This window comes from Eisenbergiella massiliensis, assembly GCF_003435485.1.
Map to the genome: position 1 here is coordinate 70,673 of NZ_QVLV01000024.1, position 17,649 is coordinate 88,321.

Annotated in this window: 13 protein-coding genes; 1 reads left to right on the top strand and 12 read right to left on the bottom strand. The window is 41.8% G+C overall.

Features of this window, described 5'->3' with window-relative positions:
- Position 1: 1 nt before the first annotated feature.
- The 9 genes from DXC51_RS23910 to DXC51_RS23950 form a co-directional block, all read right to left on the bottom strand.
- A complete protein-coding gene (locus DXC51_RS23910) occupies positions 2 to 1,741 on the bottom strand; it encodes a sensor histidine kinase (RefSeq protein WP_035322811.1) in 1,740 nt (579 codons plus the stop codon).
- A gap of 278 nt (positions 1,742 to 2,019) precedes the next feature.
- The gene (locus DXC51_RS23915) at positions 2,020 to 3,069 is read right to left on the bottom strand and encodes a LacI family DNA-binding transcriptional regulator (RefSeq protein WP_021637936.1); all 1,050 of its coding nucleotides are present in this window, start codon (positions 3,067 to 3,069) and stop codon (positions 2,020 to 2,022) included.
- Between the two features lie 114 nt (positions 3,070 to 3,183).
- The gene (locus DXC51_RS23920; protein ID WP_021637935.1) at positions 3,184 to 4,368 is read right to left on the bottom strand and encodes an MFS transporter; all 1,185 of its coding nucleotides are present in this window, start codon (positions 4,366 to 4,368) and stop codon (positions 3,184 to 3,186) included.
- 37 nt (positions 4,369 to 4,405) lie between these two features.
- Positions 4,406 to 6,007 carry a carboxylesterase family protein gene (locus DXC51_RS23925; RefSeq protein WP_117545554.1) on the bottom strand — a complete coding sequence of 534 codons (1,602 nt, stop codon included), beginning with the start codon at positions 6,005 to 6,007 and terminating at the stop codon, positions 4,406 to 4,408.
- Positions 6,008 to 6,031: 24 nt separating this feature from the next.
- Positions 6,032 to 6,877: an alpha/beta fold hydrolase gene (locus DXC51_RS23930; protein WP_021637933.1), complete on the bottom strand. Its 846-nt coding sequence runs from the start codon at positions 6,875 to 6,877 to the stop codon at positions 6,032 to 6,034.
- Between the two features lie 37 nt (positions 6,878 to 6,914).
- Entirely contained in the window at positions 6,915 to 8,936 is a 2,022-nt protein-coding gene (locus DXC51_RS23935; protein WP_117545555.1) for an ABC transporter ATP-binding protein, read from the bottom strand.
- Positions 8,937 to 8,945: 9 nt separating this feature from the next.
- Positions 8,946 to 9,803: an ABC transporter permease gene (locus DXC51_RS23940; protein ID WP_035322807.1), complete on the bottom strand. Its 858-nt coding sequence runs from the start codon at positions 9,801 to 9,803 to the stop codon at positions 8,946 to 8,948.
- A 13-nt stretch (positions 9,804 to 9,816) separates the two neighbouring features.
- Complete coding sequence (locus tag DXC51_RS23945) at positions 9,817 to 10,761, bottom strand: ABC transporter permease (protein WP_102289476.1); 945 nt, start codon at positions 10,759 to 10,761, stop codon at positions 9,817 to 9,819.
- Between the two features lie 62 nt (positions 10,762 to 10,823).
- Positions 10,824 to 12,470 carry an ABC transporter substrate-binding protein gene (locus tag DXC51_RS23950; RefSeq protein WP_021637929.1) on the bottom strand — a complete coding sequence of 549 codons (1,647 nt, stop codon included), beginning with the start codon at positions 12,468 to 12,470 and terminating at the stop codon, positions 10,824 to 10,826.
- 394 nt (positions 12,471 to 12,864) lie between these two features.
- On the opposite strand from DXC51_RS23950, the gene DXC51_RS23955 reads away from it, so the two are divergent.
- Positions 12,865 to 14,385 (top strand): carboxylesterase/lipase family protein, encoded by a 1,521-nt coding sequence (locus tag DXC51_RS23955; RefSeq protein ID WP_117545556.1) that lies wholly within the window; start codon positions 12,865 to 12,867, stop codon positions 14,383 to 14,385.
- A gap of 107 nt (positions 14,386 to 14,492) precedes the next feature.
- Here DXC51_RS23955 and DXC51_RS23960 read toward each other — a convergent pair whose 3' ends face one another.
- The 3 genes from DXC51_RS23960 to DXC51_RS23970 all read right to left on the bottom strand — a co-directional run bounded on the left by DXC51_RS23960 (position 14,493) and on the right by DXC51_RS23970 (position 17,576).
- Positions 14,493 to 15,635: a glycoside hydrolase family 88 protein gene (locus DXC51_RS23960; protein ID WP_117545557.1), complete on the bottom strand. Its 1,143-nt coding sequence runs from the start codon at positions 15,633 to 15,635 to the stop codon at positions 14,493 to 14,495.
- 84 nt (positions 15,636 to 15,719) lie between these two features.
- Positions 15,720 to 16,613, bottom strand: coding sequence for a carbohydrate ABC transporter permease (locus DXC51_RS23965; RefSeq protein ID WP_025489122.1), 894 nt, complete (start codon positions 16,611 to 16,613; stop codon positions 15,720 to 15,722).
- 12 nt (positions 16,614 to 16,625) lie between these two features.
- Positions 16,626 to 17,576: an ABC transporter permease gene (locus tag DXC51_RS23970; RefSeq protein WP_025489121.1), complete on the bottom strand. Its 951-nt coding sequence runs from the start codon at positions 17,574 to 17,576 to the stop codon at positions 16,626 to 16,628.
- Positions 17,577 to 17,649 lie beyond the last annotated feature (73 nt).

Sequence of the window (17,649 nt, forward strand, 5' to 3'; positions counted from 1 at the left end):
TTTATCCCCTCCTGCCTTCTTCGCTATTCTTTGTGTCCGCACATTCCTGCTCGATATAAACCTCAGCGACTGCGCCCCCAGATACTCCATTATATAAAATTACTTTTGCCTTCTCCCCATACAAAAGCCATAAGCGGCTACGCAGATTGTCTATTCCTATATGCTCTTTGCTGATTACCGGCGCGCAAAGCGGTTGATTTACTGCAGCTATCATTTTATCACTATACCCTTTTCCATTATCGCTGACCACCAGTAATAGAATATTCTTTCCATCAACACTTATAAAAGAAGTTCTTATTTTAATATCCAAGATTTTTCCGTTAATCTGCGCATATTTATAGGAATTTTCAACAAATGTCTGAAGTGCAAAAACTGGAATAAGACTGCTTTTTGTATTTTCGGCAATTTCTTTTTCCAATAATACCGGTGTCTGGTGCAGAATCGACATAAGAGAATAATAATCTTGTATCATCTCTTCTTCCTCTGCAAGAGAAACCGTAGCCGACAAATAGGAAAGCCTCTTTCGCATATAATCTGAAAGCACGCGCAGAAAAACGTCCAGAGAAGGACTGTTATTCTGGTACAAGGCGTCAATACTTTTAAGACAATTTAAGAAAAAATGAGGTTTTAGGCAAATTTGGTAACTCTGCAGCTCCACCTGCTGCTTTTCTGACTCCACCTTAAAAATTTCATACTGTAGATTATAGATACGCCTTATCAGTTCATCTATTTGGATTTCTATCTCACGAAACTCTTGTACTTTACTATAGGTTTCTTTCTGATGGGGTATATCTTTTTTTTCCAGATTATTTACTTTTTGTACTAATTTATTTATCGGCACCAGTACCACCTTTTTAGCAAAAGCATTGTAGCCAAATGCAATTATGACATTTATTACAGTTATTGCAATAACCGATATCCAGAAGTACCATTTTTGCCAAAACCTCATGTATATAAGATATGGCCTTATCATTACTAGCCGTATATTCCTGCCGCCAATATGTGAAGATACAAGCAGATATCTGTATCCATTCAGTCGGGTACGCTGCATAGCTTCCAAAATCTGATCTTCCTCTATAATTTTCTCACCAATATCGCATAAATAATTTGAATCCTTATCAACGAGAATTAACTGGATATCCGAATCTTCATGTAAAACCTCATTTTCATAAAACCTGTTTAATTCGAGGAAATAACCGACACAATATGTACCATTTCCGCGTATTGTCAATAAAAATTTCTTATTATCAAACGATTCAATCCCTGAATAAAATGTTTCTCGTCTTTCATACAGCCATCCACGCAGTTCATGATTTATCGAATACATCTCTGGGGTACTGTAGTTCCCACTATAGCAGCTGCGGAGAGCATTTCTTGTACCATCATAATAAAAAACCCCACCATATTCATTGATAGAATCAGCTTTACTTTGCATTGCATTCTTTAAATAATACTCCCAGTTAATTCTATTTAACATTCCAAGCTGATGCGTTAGTATATGAAAACTATTATTTTCGGCATATAGGCTTTCGACATAGGAGTCCAATACATTTAACTCAACCTCAAATTTATCAGAGAAAGTCTCAACTACATAATTATTTGTTTCAAAAAATTCATCCCTTATCTCATAAATAAAGGATAATCCGGAAATAATCATCAATATAAAAAGCATTGTTATTGATATAATAGTTATAATTAGCAACCGAAAACGCAATGTTCCTATTTGCTTTTTAATTTTCACAAGTTTTCTCCTAAGAATGACTCATTAAAATATTTGCTAAATTTATTTAAAAACAGCTAAATAAACCAAAGTTGTATATATTCATTTTTGCTTTCATTTATCTATATAAACTAATATTTCTAAATTCATTATACTATTAATATATTGTATCTTTCAAGGCACAATTAAGCTAAATTTATTTTTTGCTAAATATTATATTGCAAGCCAACATATATAAAAAGAGAAGTACTGTGTTTACAAAAAATACAGTGCTTCTCTTTTTATAATACTCTATTATTTTAGTCACATTTTTCCGGATTGGGAAAACTCTCCCTGAACACAAAGTCTGCCGTCTTTATTTTTGCCATCGGCTCCTTAATATTATTTTCAAACATTGCAATCAATAACGATATAGCGTCTTCAATCATATCATTAACAGAAAATCGAATACAGCTAATTGTAGGCTTCATGATGTTCAGCAACTCATTATCTCCGTAACAGATTATACTCAGATCCTCTGGAACCGATAAATTTTCTTCATTAAGAGTATAAACAGCTCCAATCGCAATTTTATCCGACATAATAAACACTGCCTGCGGAATTTCCTGCTGACTCAGCAGCTGTTTCATCGCCGTTCTGCCGCAATCAAAGGTACGCTCCTGCGTATCTATTTTCCAATTTTCTTCAACCCGGATTTCGTATTCTTTACAAGCCTGCAGGAATCCTAATTGCCTCATTCCAGGGCCTCGCCCTTTATAAATTTGCGTAATAATTCCTGCTGTGGAAATAGCAGCTTTCTGAAATAGCTTTGCACACTCCCTTCCTACCTGATATTCGTCCACATATACACTGCTGAAGCCTTCACCCGGCACATTCATAACTACCACAGGCAAATCCAATTGCTTATTATTCAGGTAATCAATATCCTTCTCAGATGTACCGACTACAAGAGCGCCATTATACATGCTGGAGCTGATTACACTGTCGCATTCTGAAAGATTATCATATTCAAAAAATTCCAGAATATAATCAAGCACATATTTCTTATTTTTTTCAGCTGCCCATAATCCTTCATTGATACCGGCTATTCTCTCCCCTGTGGTACGGATGTTCATAAAAATTGCGATGACAAAATGAGATTTTTGCGTATCTGCATTCCGTAACCGTCTCGCATACACATTAGGATGATAATTCATTTCCTGCGCCATCTTCTGCACAATTTCCTGTGTTGCTTTAGAAATCCTCATTTCATCGCCTTTACCGCTCAATACAACAGAAACTGTGGAAGGTGATATATTTAATCTTTCAGCAATCTGCTTGATTTGAACAGTCTCATTTTTTTTCTTCATCCGCCATATGTATGATTCAACCAAAAAACAGCAATCACACTTCTCCTTAATTTATCGTACTGATTTCAACGCTTTTCCTGATATTGATTATTATAATACAATTATTATCCAATATCAATGCGCCAAATCCGCTATAACTCTTTTCCCTTCCCGTTTTTGATACATATTAAAAATTACCAATGAAGCGATCATTATTATCCCTGTTACATAAAACATAATCTCATAATTAGTGTTTTCCGCAATTTTACCGCAAACTATAGGTCCTATTCCCTGACCGATGTCTGCCCCAATATAATAGGTGCTTGTGGCAATACCAACTCTTGCCGGACCCGCTTTTTTGATACATGCTGTCTGAAGGGATATCTGACCTCCTCCCTGGCTGAATGCTTTAAGCACCGCCGACAATATGATAAGCGGCATTCCATAAGCGGCCCCCAGCAGCGCCATGGAAACCGCACCTGCAATAAGCGAAAAGTTTACTACGCCTGTTAATCCGCTCTTGTCCACCACCTTCCCCATAAAAAGCCTGAGAACAAATAATATAATGGCATTCACAGAAAAGAATAATGGAATTCCGGAAATATTCCTGCTCGTTCCAAGAAGCTGCAAAAAAGAATTTACAACACCGTTACACATGGAGAACATGCCTGCAACCAGGGCATATATAAGACAATCCCTGGCAATGAGATTTTGAACGGAAATTTTTTCTTTCTTTTCCGTACTATATTGCGCCGGCGCATACTTCAGAAGCAAAAGAACAGCTACGGCAATAAGAGTAAGGAAACAAATACAGTAAAATAACGTATGATATCCAAAACGGTTCTTTATCGCCACCCCAAGGCTGGGGCCGCAAACCTGTGAAAGCACCTGCCCCATACCATAATATCCTAATCCCTCTCCCATCCTTTCTTCAGGTATATATTCGCTGATTAAAGACATATTAGCAGTTCCGCTGATACCAAAGGCCGCGCCGTGAATAATCCTGATAATCATCAGAGCGCCAATATTTGCCGCCAGACCATAACCAAGCATAACAAAACATATTACAGATGTAGCCAAAAGGCACATATATTTCCTGTTTACCCTGTCTGCCGCTATACCGCTGAAGGGGCGTACCAATAATGCTGATATCGAATATATTCCTGCTGCCGTACCTGCTATAGTTAAAGATGCGCCTATTTCCACTGCATAAGAAGAAATCAGGGTTGAAATCATACTGTAGCCGAATGCAATTAATAATCCAACCAGCATCATCATATTATAATTTCTGTTAAAAAGAACCTTTTCCTTTTTTCTCATATTTCCCTCACTTAAGCTGTTTTAGATTTCTTCCCCCTCAATTGATCTTAATAAACCTTTTACATATTTTTTTAAACGCAGGACATTCCTGATATTCCTTCATAAGAGGGAGCAGCAACGATGCATCCCTAAGCCGGACTCCGGATGTCATAACAAAAGCTTTTCCTATCTTCATCGTATTCAGGGTACCATTTCCAACCTGCTTCCAAAAATTTTTATTATCTTCTCCATTGGGATTTCCTGAACGGGCAAAGTCATACCATGCATTACGTATCTGCCTTTGGCATTCTTCATCAGCAGCACTGTCTTTCATAAATAATATGGGGATTTCTGCTCCATGTGGGCATCTTGTATTCTCCCCCCTGCCCGTACCCTGTAAAGCAAGATAATAAAGATAGGAAGAAGAGCCTTGTTCTGCAAATATCATTCCATAGCTTAAAGCCCCCATCCGCAGATAAATATCATTTTTTAAATCTCTGTATGCATCGAAATCCGTCCTCGCCATTTTTTCATTTTCTGCATATAAAGATATAATATCCTCCCTTCCTCCATGTAACGGATCCAGTTTTGCTTTACAATGGTCCAATAACATTTGTTTCGCTTCGGCCCATTTACCGGGTTCTTTAAATCTTTCAAACTGCTGGTCATATTCCCCCTCATTTGTCCCTCCAAGGAAATCTATTCCGCAGCATCCGGTCTGTATGAAGTAATCCCAATAATTTTCCGGGATTACAGCATTATCAATAACAGGGGAAAAAAGCTTTGAATTTACGCCTGAAAATATCGGTGTTCCCCCCATAGAATGCTTTATAATCTCATTCTGCACTCTCAATAAGGTCTTCGCTTCCAGCCTTTCAGCCTCTTCCACAGATTTCACATGAAGGCGTTTGAAAAATTCATCAGATATCGTAATACTATCCTGATATGAGGTCAGACTCAAATCCATAGCGAACGAACTTTCACAGATAACCCTTTTAAATAGTCCTCTGGCCTCCGGCATCAGAAGCAGGCTGCTTATATTGGCAGAGCCAGCTGACTGCCCAAATAATGTTACCTTGTTTTTATCACCGCCAAAGGCTTCAATATTTTCATGGATCCACTTCAGGCACTGTACAATATCCAGTCTCGCAAGATTATTACTGAATTGATAACGTTCTGTAAAACCGTTCAATGTGGAAAGATTTACAGAACCCCAGATTCCAACCCTGTAATTGGGAACCACGACCAGGATATCAGAATTATTTTCCACTATCTTTTTCCCGTCAAACAGCGCTTCTCCGGAACCTGTTTTGCAGCCAATATTATTTCCGGCTACCTGGGCCCCTCCATAGATCCAAACCATTACTGTTTTTCCCGTTTGTTCCAAATCCCTGCCAAACAGATTCAGGTTCAGACATTCCTCATTCATTTCGACGGGAATCCCATAGTCCTCCTGTACAATGTCCTGCCAGGGGGAAGGCCCGTAACTGCATGCATTGATTTTAACTTCCGGTGTTGTTTTCACGTCGGCTGCTCTTTCCCACCGCGCGGCTGTACCATATGGAATTCCCAGAAAGGAACAGGTTCCTGTCTCCTTCTCTACTCTTCCTATGTAAGTTCCTCTTTTAGTGACAATTTCTTTTATCCCTGTACTTCCCATATCTTCCTCACACCACAATCCTTATTATAACCCGCGATCTTCACAAAAACGGACAATATCCCTGACGACCTCATCTTTATGTTCCATATCCAGCCCATGAGTTGCATCTTCATATATAATCATTTTAGAACCTGTAACCGCTTTACATGAACGTACCAGATTTTCAGGCAGACAGATGGGATCGTGCATACCGCCCATCATCAGCACAGGAATCTTAACCTGGCTTAAAACCGCAATTAACTCTTCTTCTGTTTTTTGCTTCGGAAAAGGTTTTCGCGGATTCAAACGTGCTTCTTCCAAAGACATATTCCGCATGTTTTCGATTTGTTCCTCATGGAACCGCAGTTTCAGTTCCCAAAGCTCTTCGCTCATCCCTTCCGGACGTTCTCTTGAAAAATCAGCGTCACAGGCGTCGCAATGTGCTTTCCATGTTTCTTCTGTCTTTGCTGCCATTATGGTTTTCATACGTGCAGAACCTGTTTCCTGTCCATCCTTACTATGAGGTCCTCCCACAATAGAAAAAAAGGCCCTGACTCTTTCCTGATGATTTACGCAAATATGCCATCCTATTCCCGCGCCATGGGATACTCCCGAATAAAAAAACTTGTCTATTCCCATTGCATCTGCGAAATCACAGGCATCCTGTGCCCACATATCATACCATGTATCTCCCAAATCTTCCGTAATATGTGTTGACCTTCCAAATCCGCGAATTACAATATCGTACACATGGAAACCTGCCTTCTCAGCAAGATCAATTGTCCAGTTTACCACTTTTGAATGGCTTTGCTGGCAGCAAAGTAAATATCTTTCTCCTGTTCCGTATTCTTCATATTCAAGCTCTATATCCTTTATTTTACAAACCGCCATTTTACTTCCTTTCCGCCTGCTCCTGCAAGGCTCCAATTTAACAGGACTTTTTTACAGCAAAGCATGCTACAAAATGTCCCTTTTCAACTTCCTGGAAATCCGGGATCTGCTGTCTGCATTTTTCCGTAGCCAGCTCACAGCGGTTACTGAACGGACAGCCTTCGGGCCTCTTTACAATACTCGGGACTTCACCTCTCAGTTCATAGTTCTTCTCTCCCTCCTGAAGAACAGGATCCGGTATTGGAACTGAACGCAGCAACGCTTTTGTATAAGGGTGTAATGGATTTTTATATAAATCACTGCTGCTGGTTAATTCTACAATTACCCCCAAATACATCACCGCCACCCGATGACTGATATGCTTGACCACCGATAAGTCATGCGCCACAAATAAATAGGAAAGTCCCAGCTTTTCCTGCAAATCTTCCAATAGATTAATAATCTGCGCCTGTATTGAAACATCTAACGCGGATATCGGTTCATCACAAATAATGATTTCCGGTTCACAGGCCAAAGCTCTGGCAATCCCAACACGTTGTCTCTGCCCTCCGGAGAATTCATGGGCGTACCTGGTTTTGAGTGCAGGCTCCAAACCGACCAGCTTAAACAGTTCATCCACCCTGTTATCATACTCTTCTTTGCTCTTCACCAGGCCATATGGAAACAGCGGTTCCCCTACAAGCTCTTCTGCCGATTTCCTGGGGTCAAGAGAACTGGAGGGGTCCTGGAATATCATCTGTATTTTTCTTCTTTCCTTCCGGAACAAACGCTCAGGTACACCCAGTATTTCTTCACCATTAAGATAGACCTTCCCCACTGTTTCATCCAATAATTTTAAAACCGCCTTTGCCGTTGTTGTCTTTCCGCAGCCGGATTCGCCAACCAGCCCCAATGTTTCACCTTTATATAATTGAAAATTTACATGATGCAATACATTGAGATTTCCGCTTTTTTTCTTGAAAAAGCCTCCCTTTACAGGAAAAGATACATCAATATCCTTTGCCTCCAGCACCACTTCATCCCCCGGCAAAGATTTATGTACCGATTTTTCTGTTTCCCAGCTTTTTTCTTTTTCATCCAGTTCTTCTTTGCTCAAATAGCAGGCAATAAAATGTGTTTCACTTTCCTGTCTTAAAGCCGGCATAGCTTTTCCATAACATTTCTCACATGCATATCTGCACCTGTCGATAAACTGACAGCCTTCTTTCCTGTTTGTTGGCGTCGGAGGATTTCCGTCAATTGGAATCAAACGGTTTTTATCATCGTCCAGTCTGGGGACTGCTCTCAATAACCCTCTGGTATATGGATGCGACGGCTCATGGAATATTTCCATTGTGGTTCCGGCTTCCACAATATTCCCGGCATACATAACGTATATCCGTTCTGCATATCTGGCTACAATTCCCAGATTATGGGTAATCATCAATAGTGCTGTATTTTTTTCTTTTGCAAGCGTTTTGAGCAGATCCAGTATTTGTGCCTGCGTCGTAACGTCCAACGCTGTTGTTGGTTCGTCCGCAATGATCATATCCGGATTCCCCGCCAGGGCTATGGCTATCATAATCCTCTGTCTCATACCGCCGGAAAACTGGTGCGGATAGTCATATAAACGTGTTTTCGCATCAGCAATGCCGACTTTTTCCATTAATTCGACGGCTTTCTCTTCCGCCTTCTTTTTATCAGTATCAGAATGCAGAAGAATTGCTTCTATAATCTGAAATCCTACTGTTTTAACCGGATTAAGCGATGTCATTGGTTCCTGAAAAATCATCCCGACACGTCCGCCCCGAATTTTTCTCATCTCGCTGCTGTTTGGTTTTGAACTTAATATATTCCTTCCATTAAGCAGCACCTCTCCATTATCAATTTTCCCCGGCGGTGTCGGAATCAGCTGCAAAGCCGCCAGCTGTGTCTGGCTTTTCCCGGATCCGCTTTCTCCAACAATCCCCACAATTTCTCCATGATCAACATAATAGGATACATGATCGACAGCTTGTGTAAGTCCATCCAAATTTTCATAGCTCACCGAAAGATCTTTCACTTCCCAAAAGTGTTCCATAGCAACCTCCTATAATGTTCCTCTTAATCTTGGATCTATTGCATCCCGGATTCCATCACCCAAAATATTAAAACCAAAAACCAACAGCATAATACATATGCCCGGCGCCATCGCATAAACGGGCCTTGATAAAAGTAATGTATACGCTTCACTCACCATACCGCCCCAGCTGGCTACAGGAGCGGATACCCCTAACCCTAAAAAGTTGAGGCTGGATTCTGCTAATATTGTAAATCCTATATTTGCTGTTAATACCACTAAAATCGGTGATATGCAATTGGGAAGCAGATGTGACATTATTTTCTTTTTATTACTGATTCCCAACACCTTCTCCGCCGTCATAAAGTCAGAATTTTTTATCTGTAATACCTGTGCGGTCAGCAGCCTTGCATAAGTAGGGACTGTGGATATTCCCAGTACAAGTACAAGCCCTAAAATACTTCCGCTGGAAAACATTATACTCAGCGCCATGGCAAACATAATATTGGGAATTGCCAGTAATGCATCTACAATTCTTGACAAAACAGTATTGACAATACCTCCGTAGAAGCCGCTTATCAAACCAATTGCCACTCCCAGAATACTGGAAAGAAAAACCGAAAGGACGCCAATACATAAGGAGGTCCTTGTTCCATACATCAACCGGGTCAGCACGTCCCTTCCCAGTTTATCCGTACCAAGCCAATGTTCCGAAGACGGCTTTAACAGAGAACTTGTCATATCTGTTTTATATGGATCATAAGGGGATAAAACCGGAATGAAAACGGCAATCAGGACAAATAAAACAACAAGGCAGACAGCAAATACCACTAATTTCCTGCTGAACAGCACTTTCAGGCTGTAGGTAAAACGGGACTGATGCTTCATAATATTTTCTCCTTTATTGTAATCGGATGCGGGGATCAAGATAACCATAGCAGATATCCACCAACAGGTTAGATAATACGACTACTACAGATATAATCAGAACACATGCCTGAATAACCGGATAGTCTCTCCCAACAATGCTGTTAACCAATAAAGAACCTGTGCCATTAATTGCGTATACCGTTTCAATGGTAACTGCTCCTGAAACAATCCCCCTCAGATTCATTCCCAATAATGTAACTACCGGAATAATTGCATTTTTAATAGCGTGCCTGACGATAACCTGGGATTCCTTCAATCCCTTTGCCCGTGCAGTCCTTATGTAGTCCTGCCGAATGACTTCCAGCATGCCTGAACGCATTTGTCTGGTCAGGCTGGCAACAGCGCCAACACTGAGGCAGACCACCGGCATAATCGTCTGTTTTATACTTAATCCCACGCCTGCTGTCGGAAAAGAAAAACCATAAGAAGGCAGCCAGCCAAGCTTAATGGAAAAAATATACATTCCAACAACAGCCAGCCAGAAGCCCGGTACAACAGAACCAATATTGGCCAATACAGTCAAAACATTATCCACCGTTCTGCCTCTGTTAATTCCGCATAAAGTTCCCAGAATTATTCCCAAAAACACACTGATAATCAGAGATATCCCCCCAAGATACATGGTTACCGGTAATCGCTGCCGCAATAAATCCATTACCGGTTTCGTATATTTATAGGATAATCCCATATCTCCCTGCACAATCTTCTCAACCCAATGCCAATACCTTACCAGCATAGGTTTATCTAATTCCATGAGTAAATATTGTTTTTCATACTGCTCTCTTGTAATATCACTGCCTAATATGGCATAAACCGGATCCCCCGGCACTATGTACATCAGCAGATATGCAAAAACAGAGATCAATATAATAGTAATAGCAGCCTGTCCCAAACGCTTTATTATATATTTCTTCAAAATCCTGCTCCTTCCGTTAAAAATGATCGGCAGATATTTTTCTGCCGATCATCCCTAATCATTTACCTGGTGAGATACGCAGATTCCGGTGTCCAAATAATTGCGTTAATCTGATAAATACCGTGATCAACTAAATTACCATGGGTAAAAATTGTATCGCTGGAGATATACAGCGGCATTAATTCACAGTAGTCATCAATAACTGTTTTGGATAATTCCTGACAATACTTTTCTTTTTCTTCAAAAGTTTTACATGTGGTTGCAAGATTAATTAATTCAACGATATCTTCCTCATGCGTAACCTGGTTGACCCAACGTACACCATCCGGTAAAAATGTCCGATTATAATATGTAGTAAGATCTACTTCAGCACGCCCGGCGCTAAATATCATCCCGTTAAAGGATTCTCCATTAATACCGGATAACTCATTTGTTATAGTGGAGTCAATCAATTCCAGCTTCGCATTAATTCCAACTTCAGCCAGATAACTTTGTGCCAGAGAACAAATTTCCTCATCATCGCCGCCGTTACCATAATAAATAATCATATCAAATCCATCCGGATAGCCTGCTGCTTTCAAATATTCCCTGGCAGCTTCAGGGTCATATGGATATCCTTTTAAGTCAGGATTTGCAGACCATACATCATTCGGTCCCCACTGCGCAGTCCTTTCTATCACTGCACCGCTGTTCTCCTTAATATAATTTACAATAGCATCCTTATCAATTGCAGAACATACAGCCCGGCGGGCATCAACATTTCCCATAGGGCCATCATCCTGACAACTGAACCAGAACATAAATGACATACCGCCGCTTATTAAGGATTTCGCCTCAGGAGTAAAACCGGCTTCTTTCAGGGTCCTGCTCGCATCAGAGTTACAGTTCAGGAGAACATCTATTTCCCCGGTCTGGAATGCGGATATCTGGGCGGCCTCATCCGGAATAATAGCGAACTCAATGCCGTCAAGATAGGGCAGACCTTCGATCCAGTAGTCCTCGTTTGCTTTAAATACTATCTTTTCATCAACAACCCATTCCTCAAATTTAAACGCTCCGGTTCCCACAGGATTTTTATCCAGCGCATCTGTGCCATTTGCTTTCGCATACTCTGCAGAAACCATAATTCCTGCAGTATAGAGGCAGGATGTTGCTATATTATTGGACCATTCACTTAAATGTACCACAACTGTATGGTCATCAATAATTTCATAATTATCAACACAGTTTAGTTCAATATTCCCTGCATTTGTCCATTCCTGCCAGTTCCAGACTACAGCTTCAGCATTAAAATCACTGCCGTCATGAAATTTTATGCCTTCGCGTAAATGTACCGTCAGCGTCAGATTATCCGGATCCTCTTCATAAGCAGTACAAAGCCAGGGAGTAAGTGTTCCGTCTTCCGCGTATCTGCATAAATGCTCACAGCAGGTATCCAGTATCATTGCTTCTGATGTACCAAGCCCGGTATGAACATATCCTAAATGAACAATGGCATTTTGGAGCCCGATTTTTAATGTTCCGCCGTAATTGCTGTTTTCCGCATTTGTTTCAGCGGCCTGACTATTCTCTCCGGCATTTGCTGCCGTTTCTGTTACCCTGCTTTCATCCGCTGAGCTAGAGGCTGTGTCTTTCGTTCCGCCACATCCCGCTGCAGATAGCGCCATAGTTCCCGCGAGCAGTAATGCAACCCATTTTTTAACTTTCATCTGTTTCCTCCCAATAGATTTTCTGATTTACATTTGCTAATTCATATTGCTAATTCGCTAAAATAATTTTTGCCGTTTGCTGCAGTCAAACAGCATATTATCTCATTTATTATTTTTGCTAATTAGCTGTAACGATTTAGCTAAATTTATTATATAATCTACACATCATATGTGTCAAGATATTTTAGATAGTTATATTTTTTATATGAGTCGGCTAAATAAGCTAAAACTCAAGTGCAATATTACTTTTTTCGGGGAATCTGAATCGGATCGCTGCCATTCTATCAGTGAAACTCAGAAAATGTCATACAGGAAATGGGATTTTTGCTATAAATGCCCGAATTAGATATGCTATTTTAAAAGAATAGAAAATAGATTCCAAAAGGAGGAGAAGATGGAAAGACTTAAAAACTTTGTCTGCCGCGACGGCTTTGCCGAAGTCAACACAAATGCCGGCAGAATACGGGGCTTCATGGAAAATGATGTATATACCTTTCTCGGCATTCCCTATGGTAAAGCAAAACGTTTTAAAAAAGCAGAACCGGTCAGCCCCTGGAAGGGGACATTAACTGCCACAACTTATGGCTACACCTGCCCCAATATGGATGATAACTTCTTACCGGATGAAATTATGGGCATGCCCAGGCTGTGGCATAGCTCGGAGGATTGCCTGAATCTGAATATCTGGACCACCTCCCTGGATAAAGAAGCGCAAAAACCGGTAATGGTCTTTCTGCACGGCGGGGGATATTTTTCCGGAAGCGCCATCCATCTTACCTGCTATGAAGGTAAGGAACAGGCTCTTTTAGGAGATGTGGTTTCCGTAACCGTAAACCACCGGCTTAATGTTTTAGGTTTCCTTGATTTATCTCAATATGGCGATGACTTCCGGGAATCCGGAAATGTCGGTATTCTTGATCTTGTGGAAGCCTTGAAATGGGTACAGGAAAACATTGCTTCCTTTGGCGGAAATCCTGATAATGTTACAATTTATGGACATTCCGGCGGCGGCGGAAAGGTGACCACGCTGATGCAGATGCCCTGCGCCGATGGTTTATATCACAAGGCCATTATCATGAGCGGCATTACCAGGATGGAAGGACCTGTTGACGGTCTTCCCATGAGGATTACCAGAGAAACCGCACAAAAAAATGCCAGGATTCTGGTGAATGCCGCCGGCGGCACAGATAAGCTGCAGAGCATGCCTGTAAATGAACTAATGGCGCTTGTTCCCCATACCTTTAAAGATTACTTTTTCTGGTCACCGGTGCCAGGCGCAGGAGACTATCCCGGAGATCCCGGCCAGGCCGGAATCAGAGAAGAAACCGGAAACATACCTGTTATGATCGGCAATGCATTGTGCGAATTTTCAGGTCCGGCAGACAGCCGGGATAAATCACAGGTAACGGAAGGTGAGGTCGTTAAAAAGCTTTCTGAGAAATACGGTCTGAAAGGTCCGGCGCTTTATGACATTTATAAAAAAACCTATCCGAACCTGAAACCCTATTATGCGCTTACCCTGATTCCCATGGCCTTCCGCCAGGATGTTAATCTCTTTTCAGAAAAACGCGCCGATTTATCCGGCGCTCCGGTATACGAATATCTGCTCACATATGAAAGTGCCTATAACGGCGGTACAATCAGCTGGCACGGGGTGGAGCTTCCTTTTGTTTTCCATAATGCAGAAGACAAGGGCTGTGTCTTTAACGGAGAACAGACCTGGGTTACGCAGGAAGAAATCTTTAACGCCTGGATCCATTTTGCAAAATATGGAAATCCCAATCACGATTTGCTGCCCAAATGGGATCCGTTTACCAGAGAGCACCGGGCATGTATGGTTTTTGGCGCGCCATCTGCCTGCCGGGTCAATCATGATGAAGAACTGCTTTCAATTATTAACGAACTGAAAGGGTGACAAATGACGGCAGCCCCCTTTTAATGAGTCTGTGTCCGCACAAAGAGAGACCTGCCATTTCAGCAGGTCTCTCTTTGCTTGCTCTTATTATATTAACTTCAGGGAATTCACCAGATGAATAATTCTTTATCTGCCAGTTTCATCAGCGCTTCCAGGAAAAAGTAATCACCGTAGATGATAGAAAATTCATGTTTTTCATCATGATAGGCGGCGGTACATTTTGTCAGCAGATTGTCTTCCTCCTCATTCCAGTTGAAGCTGTTTTTCGTGAGGGCCTGCAGCATTTTTAGCGCAGCATTCAGGTAAATCTTTTGCTGCCGGCCATCTTTCTGCCTGGCCAGTTCAATCAATCCGCAGGATGCAATAGCTGCGGCTGTGGAGTCTTCCAGTTTCACATCTTCAGGCTGCCTGAAATCTACCGGAATCAAACCGCTGTCGGGAATATTGGCAATGAAATAATTCGCGATTCTTTCCGCCGTTTCCAGATAGGCATTGTTTTGTGTATGCAAATAGCTGAGTATGAACCCATACAGCCCCCAGCTCTGGCCTCTTGTCCAGGACGAACCTTCACCGTAGCCCTGGCCGCCATAGCTTTTGATCATTTCTCCGCTTGCCGGGTCGAATTCCACAATGTGATTTGCCGAACCGTCGCCTCTGATAAATGCTTTCATTGCCGTATCTGCATGGTTCGCTGCAATCTGGGAAAATCTCGGATCGCCGGTTTCTTCACTTGCCCAGTACAAAAGAGGCAGATTCATCATACAGTCAATAATTGCCCAGCCTCTGCGGTCAACCTTGCTGTTTGGCCAGTCATTCCATGCCCGGATAAATTTTCCGGCGCAGTTATATCGTCCTGCCAGGTTTCCTGCCGCCAGAAGTCCTCTGTTTTTGGAACTTCGGTTTCCTGTTACACGGTAATCGGCCACTGCCGTAGGCAGCCATTTGAAACCATTGTCATGATCCAATTTCTCATAGTCCATCAGATCGGCATCAAGTTTCTTTTCATTTTGTTCCGCAATATTCCTGTAAATCTCTTTTCCGGTGAGTGTGTACATCTGCCACATGATGCCGCCCCAAAAACCATTGGTCCACCAGCCGATTTCCTTATCTCCCGATTTGTCATCGTGGACTCCGTCAACCGTAGTATAGGGGATTTTTTCTGCTGATCTTTGAGCCACCTTTTCAAGCTTATGCGCAGTTCTTTCCAATGTTTCCTGCGCCCATGCCAGGTCTTTTTCTTCCAAATACATTTTAAACCTCCCACATATCGCAGCAAATCTGTGATATTGATTATTCAGTCATATGAAATAGCCTTTCAACTCTTCTCCTTCTGCCTAGCCCTTCACGGATCCAATCATAACACCCTTAACAAAATATTTCTGTACGAAAGGATATATCAGTAATACAGGAATCATGCTAACCATAATGAGTGAATATTTGATTACCCCAACCATATCAGCCAGTCTCGCCTGAAGCTCAGGATCCTGTACTGTGGAAGGATCGATTTGGCTGGACATAAGGATTTCACGCAGATACAGCGTCAGCGGATAGAGTTCTTTATTATGCAGATAAATCATTGCGTTAAAATATGCATTCCAGTGCCCCACGCCGTAAAACAGTACCAAAACCGCTATAATCGCTTTAGACAGCGGGATTACCACTTTTATGTAATACATAAAATCTGAACAGCCATCCATCTGGGAGGCTTCCAGCAGTTCATTGGGGATACTGTTTACAATAAAGGTTCTTGCAACAATCAGATTATATACACTGATGGCTCCCGGGAGCAACAGGGACCATCTGGTATTAAGAAGCCCCAGGTTCTGCACTACCATATAGTTGGGGATCAGGCCGCCGCTGAAAAACATGGTGAAGGTAAAAAGCAGCATAATCCCGTTACGTCCGGGCAGATCATGCCGGGACAGGCAATAAGCCGCGGTTAAGGTCATCGCCACATTGATTACTGTTCCTACAACCGTATAAAAAAGCGAATTTCTGAAGCCTATCCAAACCGTATTGGTATGAAATACCGTCTTATATCCCTCAAGGCTGAAATCTACCGGGAACAGCACTACCTTGCCGGACTGCACCGCGGTTCCTGAAGAAAAAGAGGCGCTGATAACAAAAATACAGGGATAGAGCACCATAATAAAAAACAGGGTCAGGATTACGGTAATCACAATGTAAAAAATCTTATCATTTAAACTATAATTTTTAAACTTATGCATGTTCCGCCCTCCTTAGAATATACCGCTGCCGTTCAGCTTCTTGCTTCCCCAGTTTGCTATAATCAGCAGGATGAAGTTAATGACTGAGTTGAACATGCCAATGGCTGTTGATAATGAGAAATCAGTAATTCCGCTGGCAAGGCCCACCTTATATACATACGTGGAAACAATCTCACTGTAATTAAGGTTCAGGTCATTTTGCATCAGCAGTACTTTTTCATAACCCACGTTCATAATATTTCCCACCGCCAGCACCAGCATGATACTTGCTGTAGGCAGAATCGCCGGGACATCAATATACCGCAGGCGCTGGAAACGGCTGGCCCCGTCAATCATGGCCGCTTCATGAAGGGACTGATCCACTCCTGACAGAGCCGCAATATAAATAATAGCGCTGTAACCGGTAGACTGCCACACACCGGACCATACATAAATATGCTTAAAAAGGCTTCCTTCGGAAAGAATATTCGGCGCTGTCTTTCCTGTAAAAAGGCTGTACAGGCTGCCATAAAGGCCATTGCGGTAATCCAGCAGCTGGAAAATCAGGCCTACCATAACTACCGTGGAAATAAAATAGGGAACATAGGTAACTGTCTGGATTACCTTCTTATATTTTTGTCCCAACATAGCATTGAGCAGCAGGGCAAAAATAATGGGAATGGGAAAGGATACTGCCAGGGAATACAGCGAAATTGTCAAAGTATTCTTCATGACAATGGGAAATTTAAAGGAATTAAAAAATTTACTGAAATTATCCAGTCCTGCCCAGGGGCTTCCCCACACTCCCAGCCCCGCATTATATTTTTTAAACGCAAGCACCAGCCCGCTCATAGGTACATAAGCAAAAATTATCAGCCACAGTACCGGAAGCAAAAGCAGCAGATACAGCTGCCATCTGGAAAGAATCCGTTTGCCCACTTTCCTGTTGCTTCCTTTTTGATGTGTTACCGGATTTTTTGCCATATTCATCCTCCTTTTACGCTTTATAGTCTCTCGGAATCTCTAAGCCAGTAAAATCAAGGCTTTCAGATTCTCT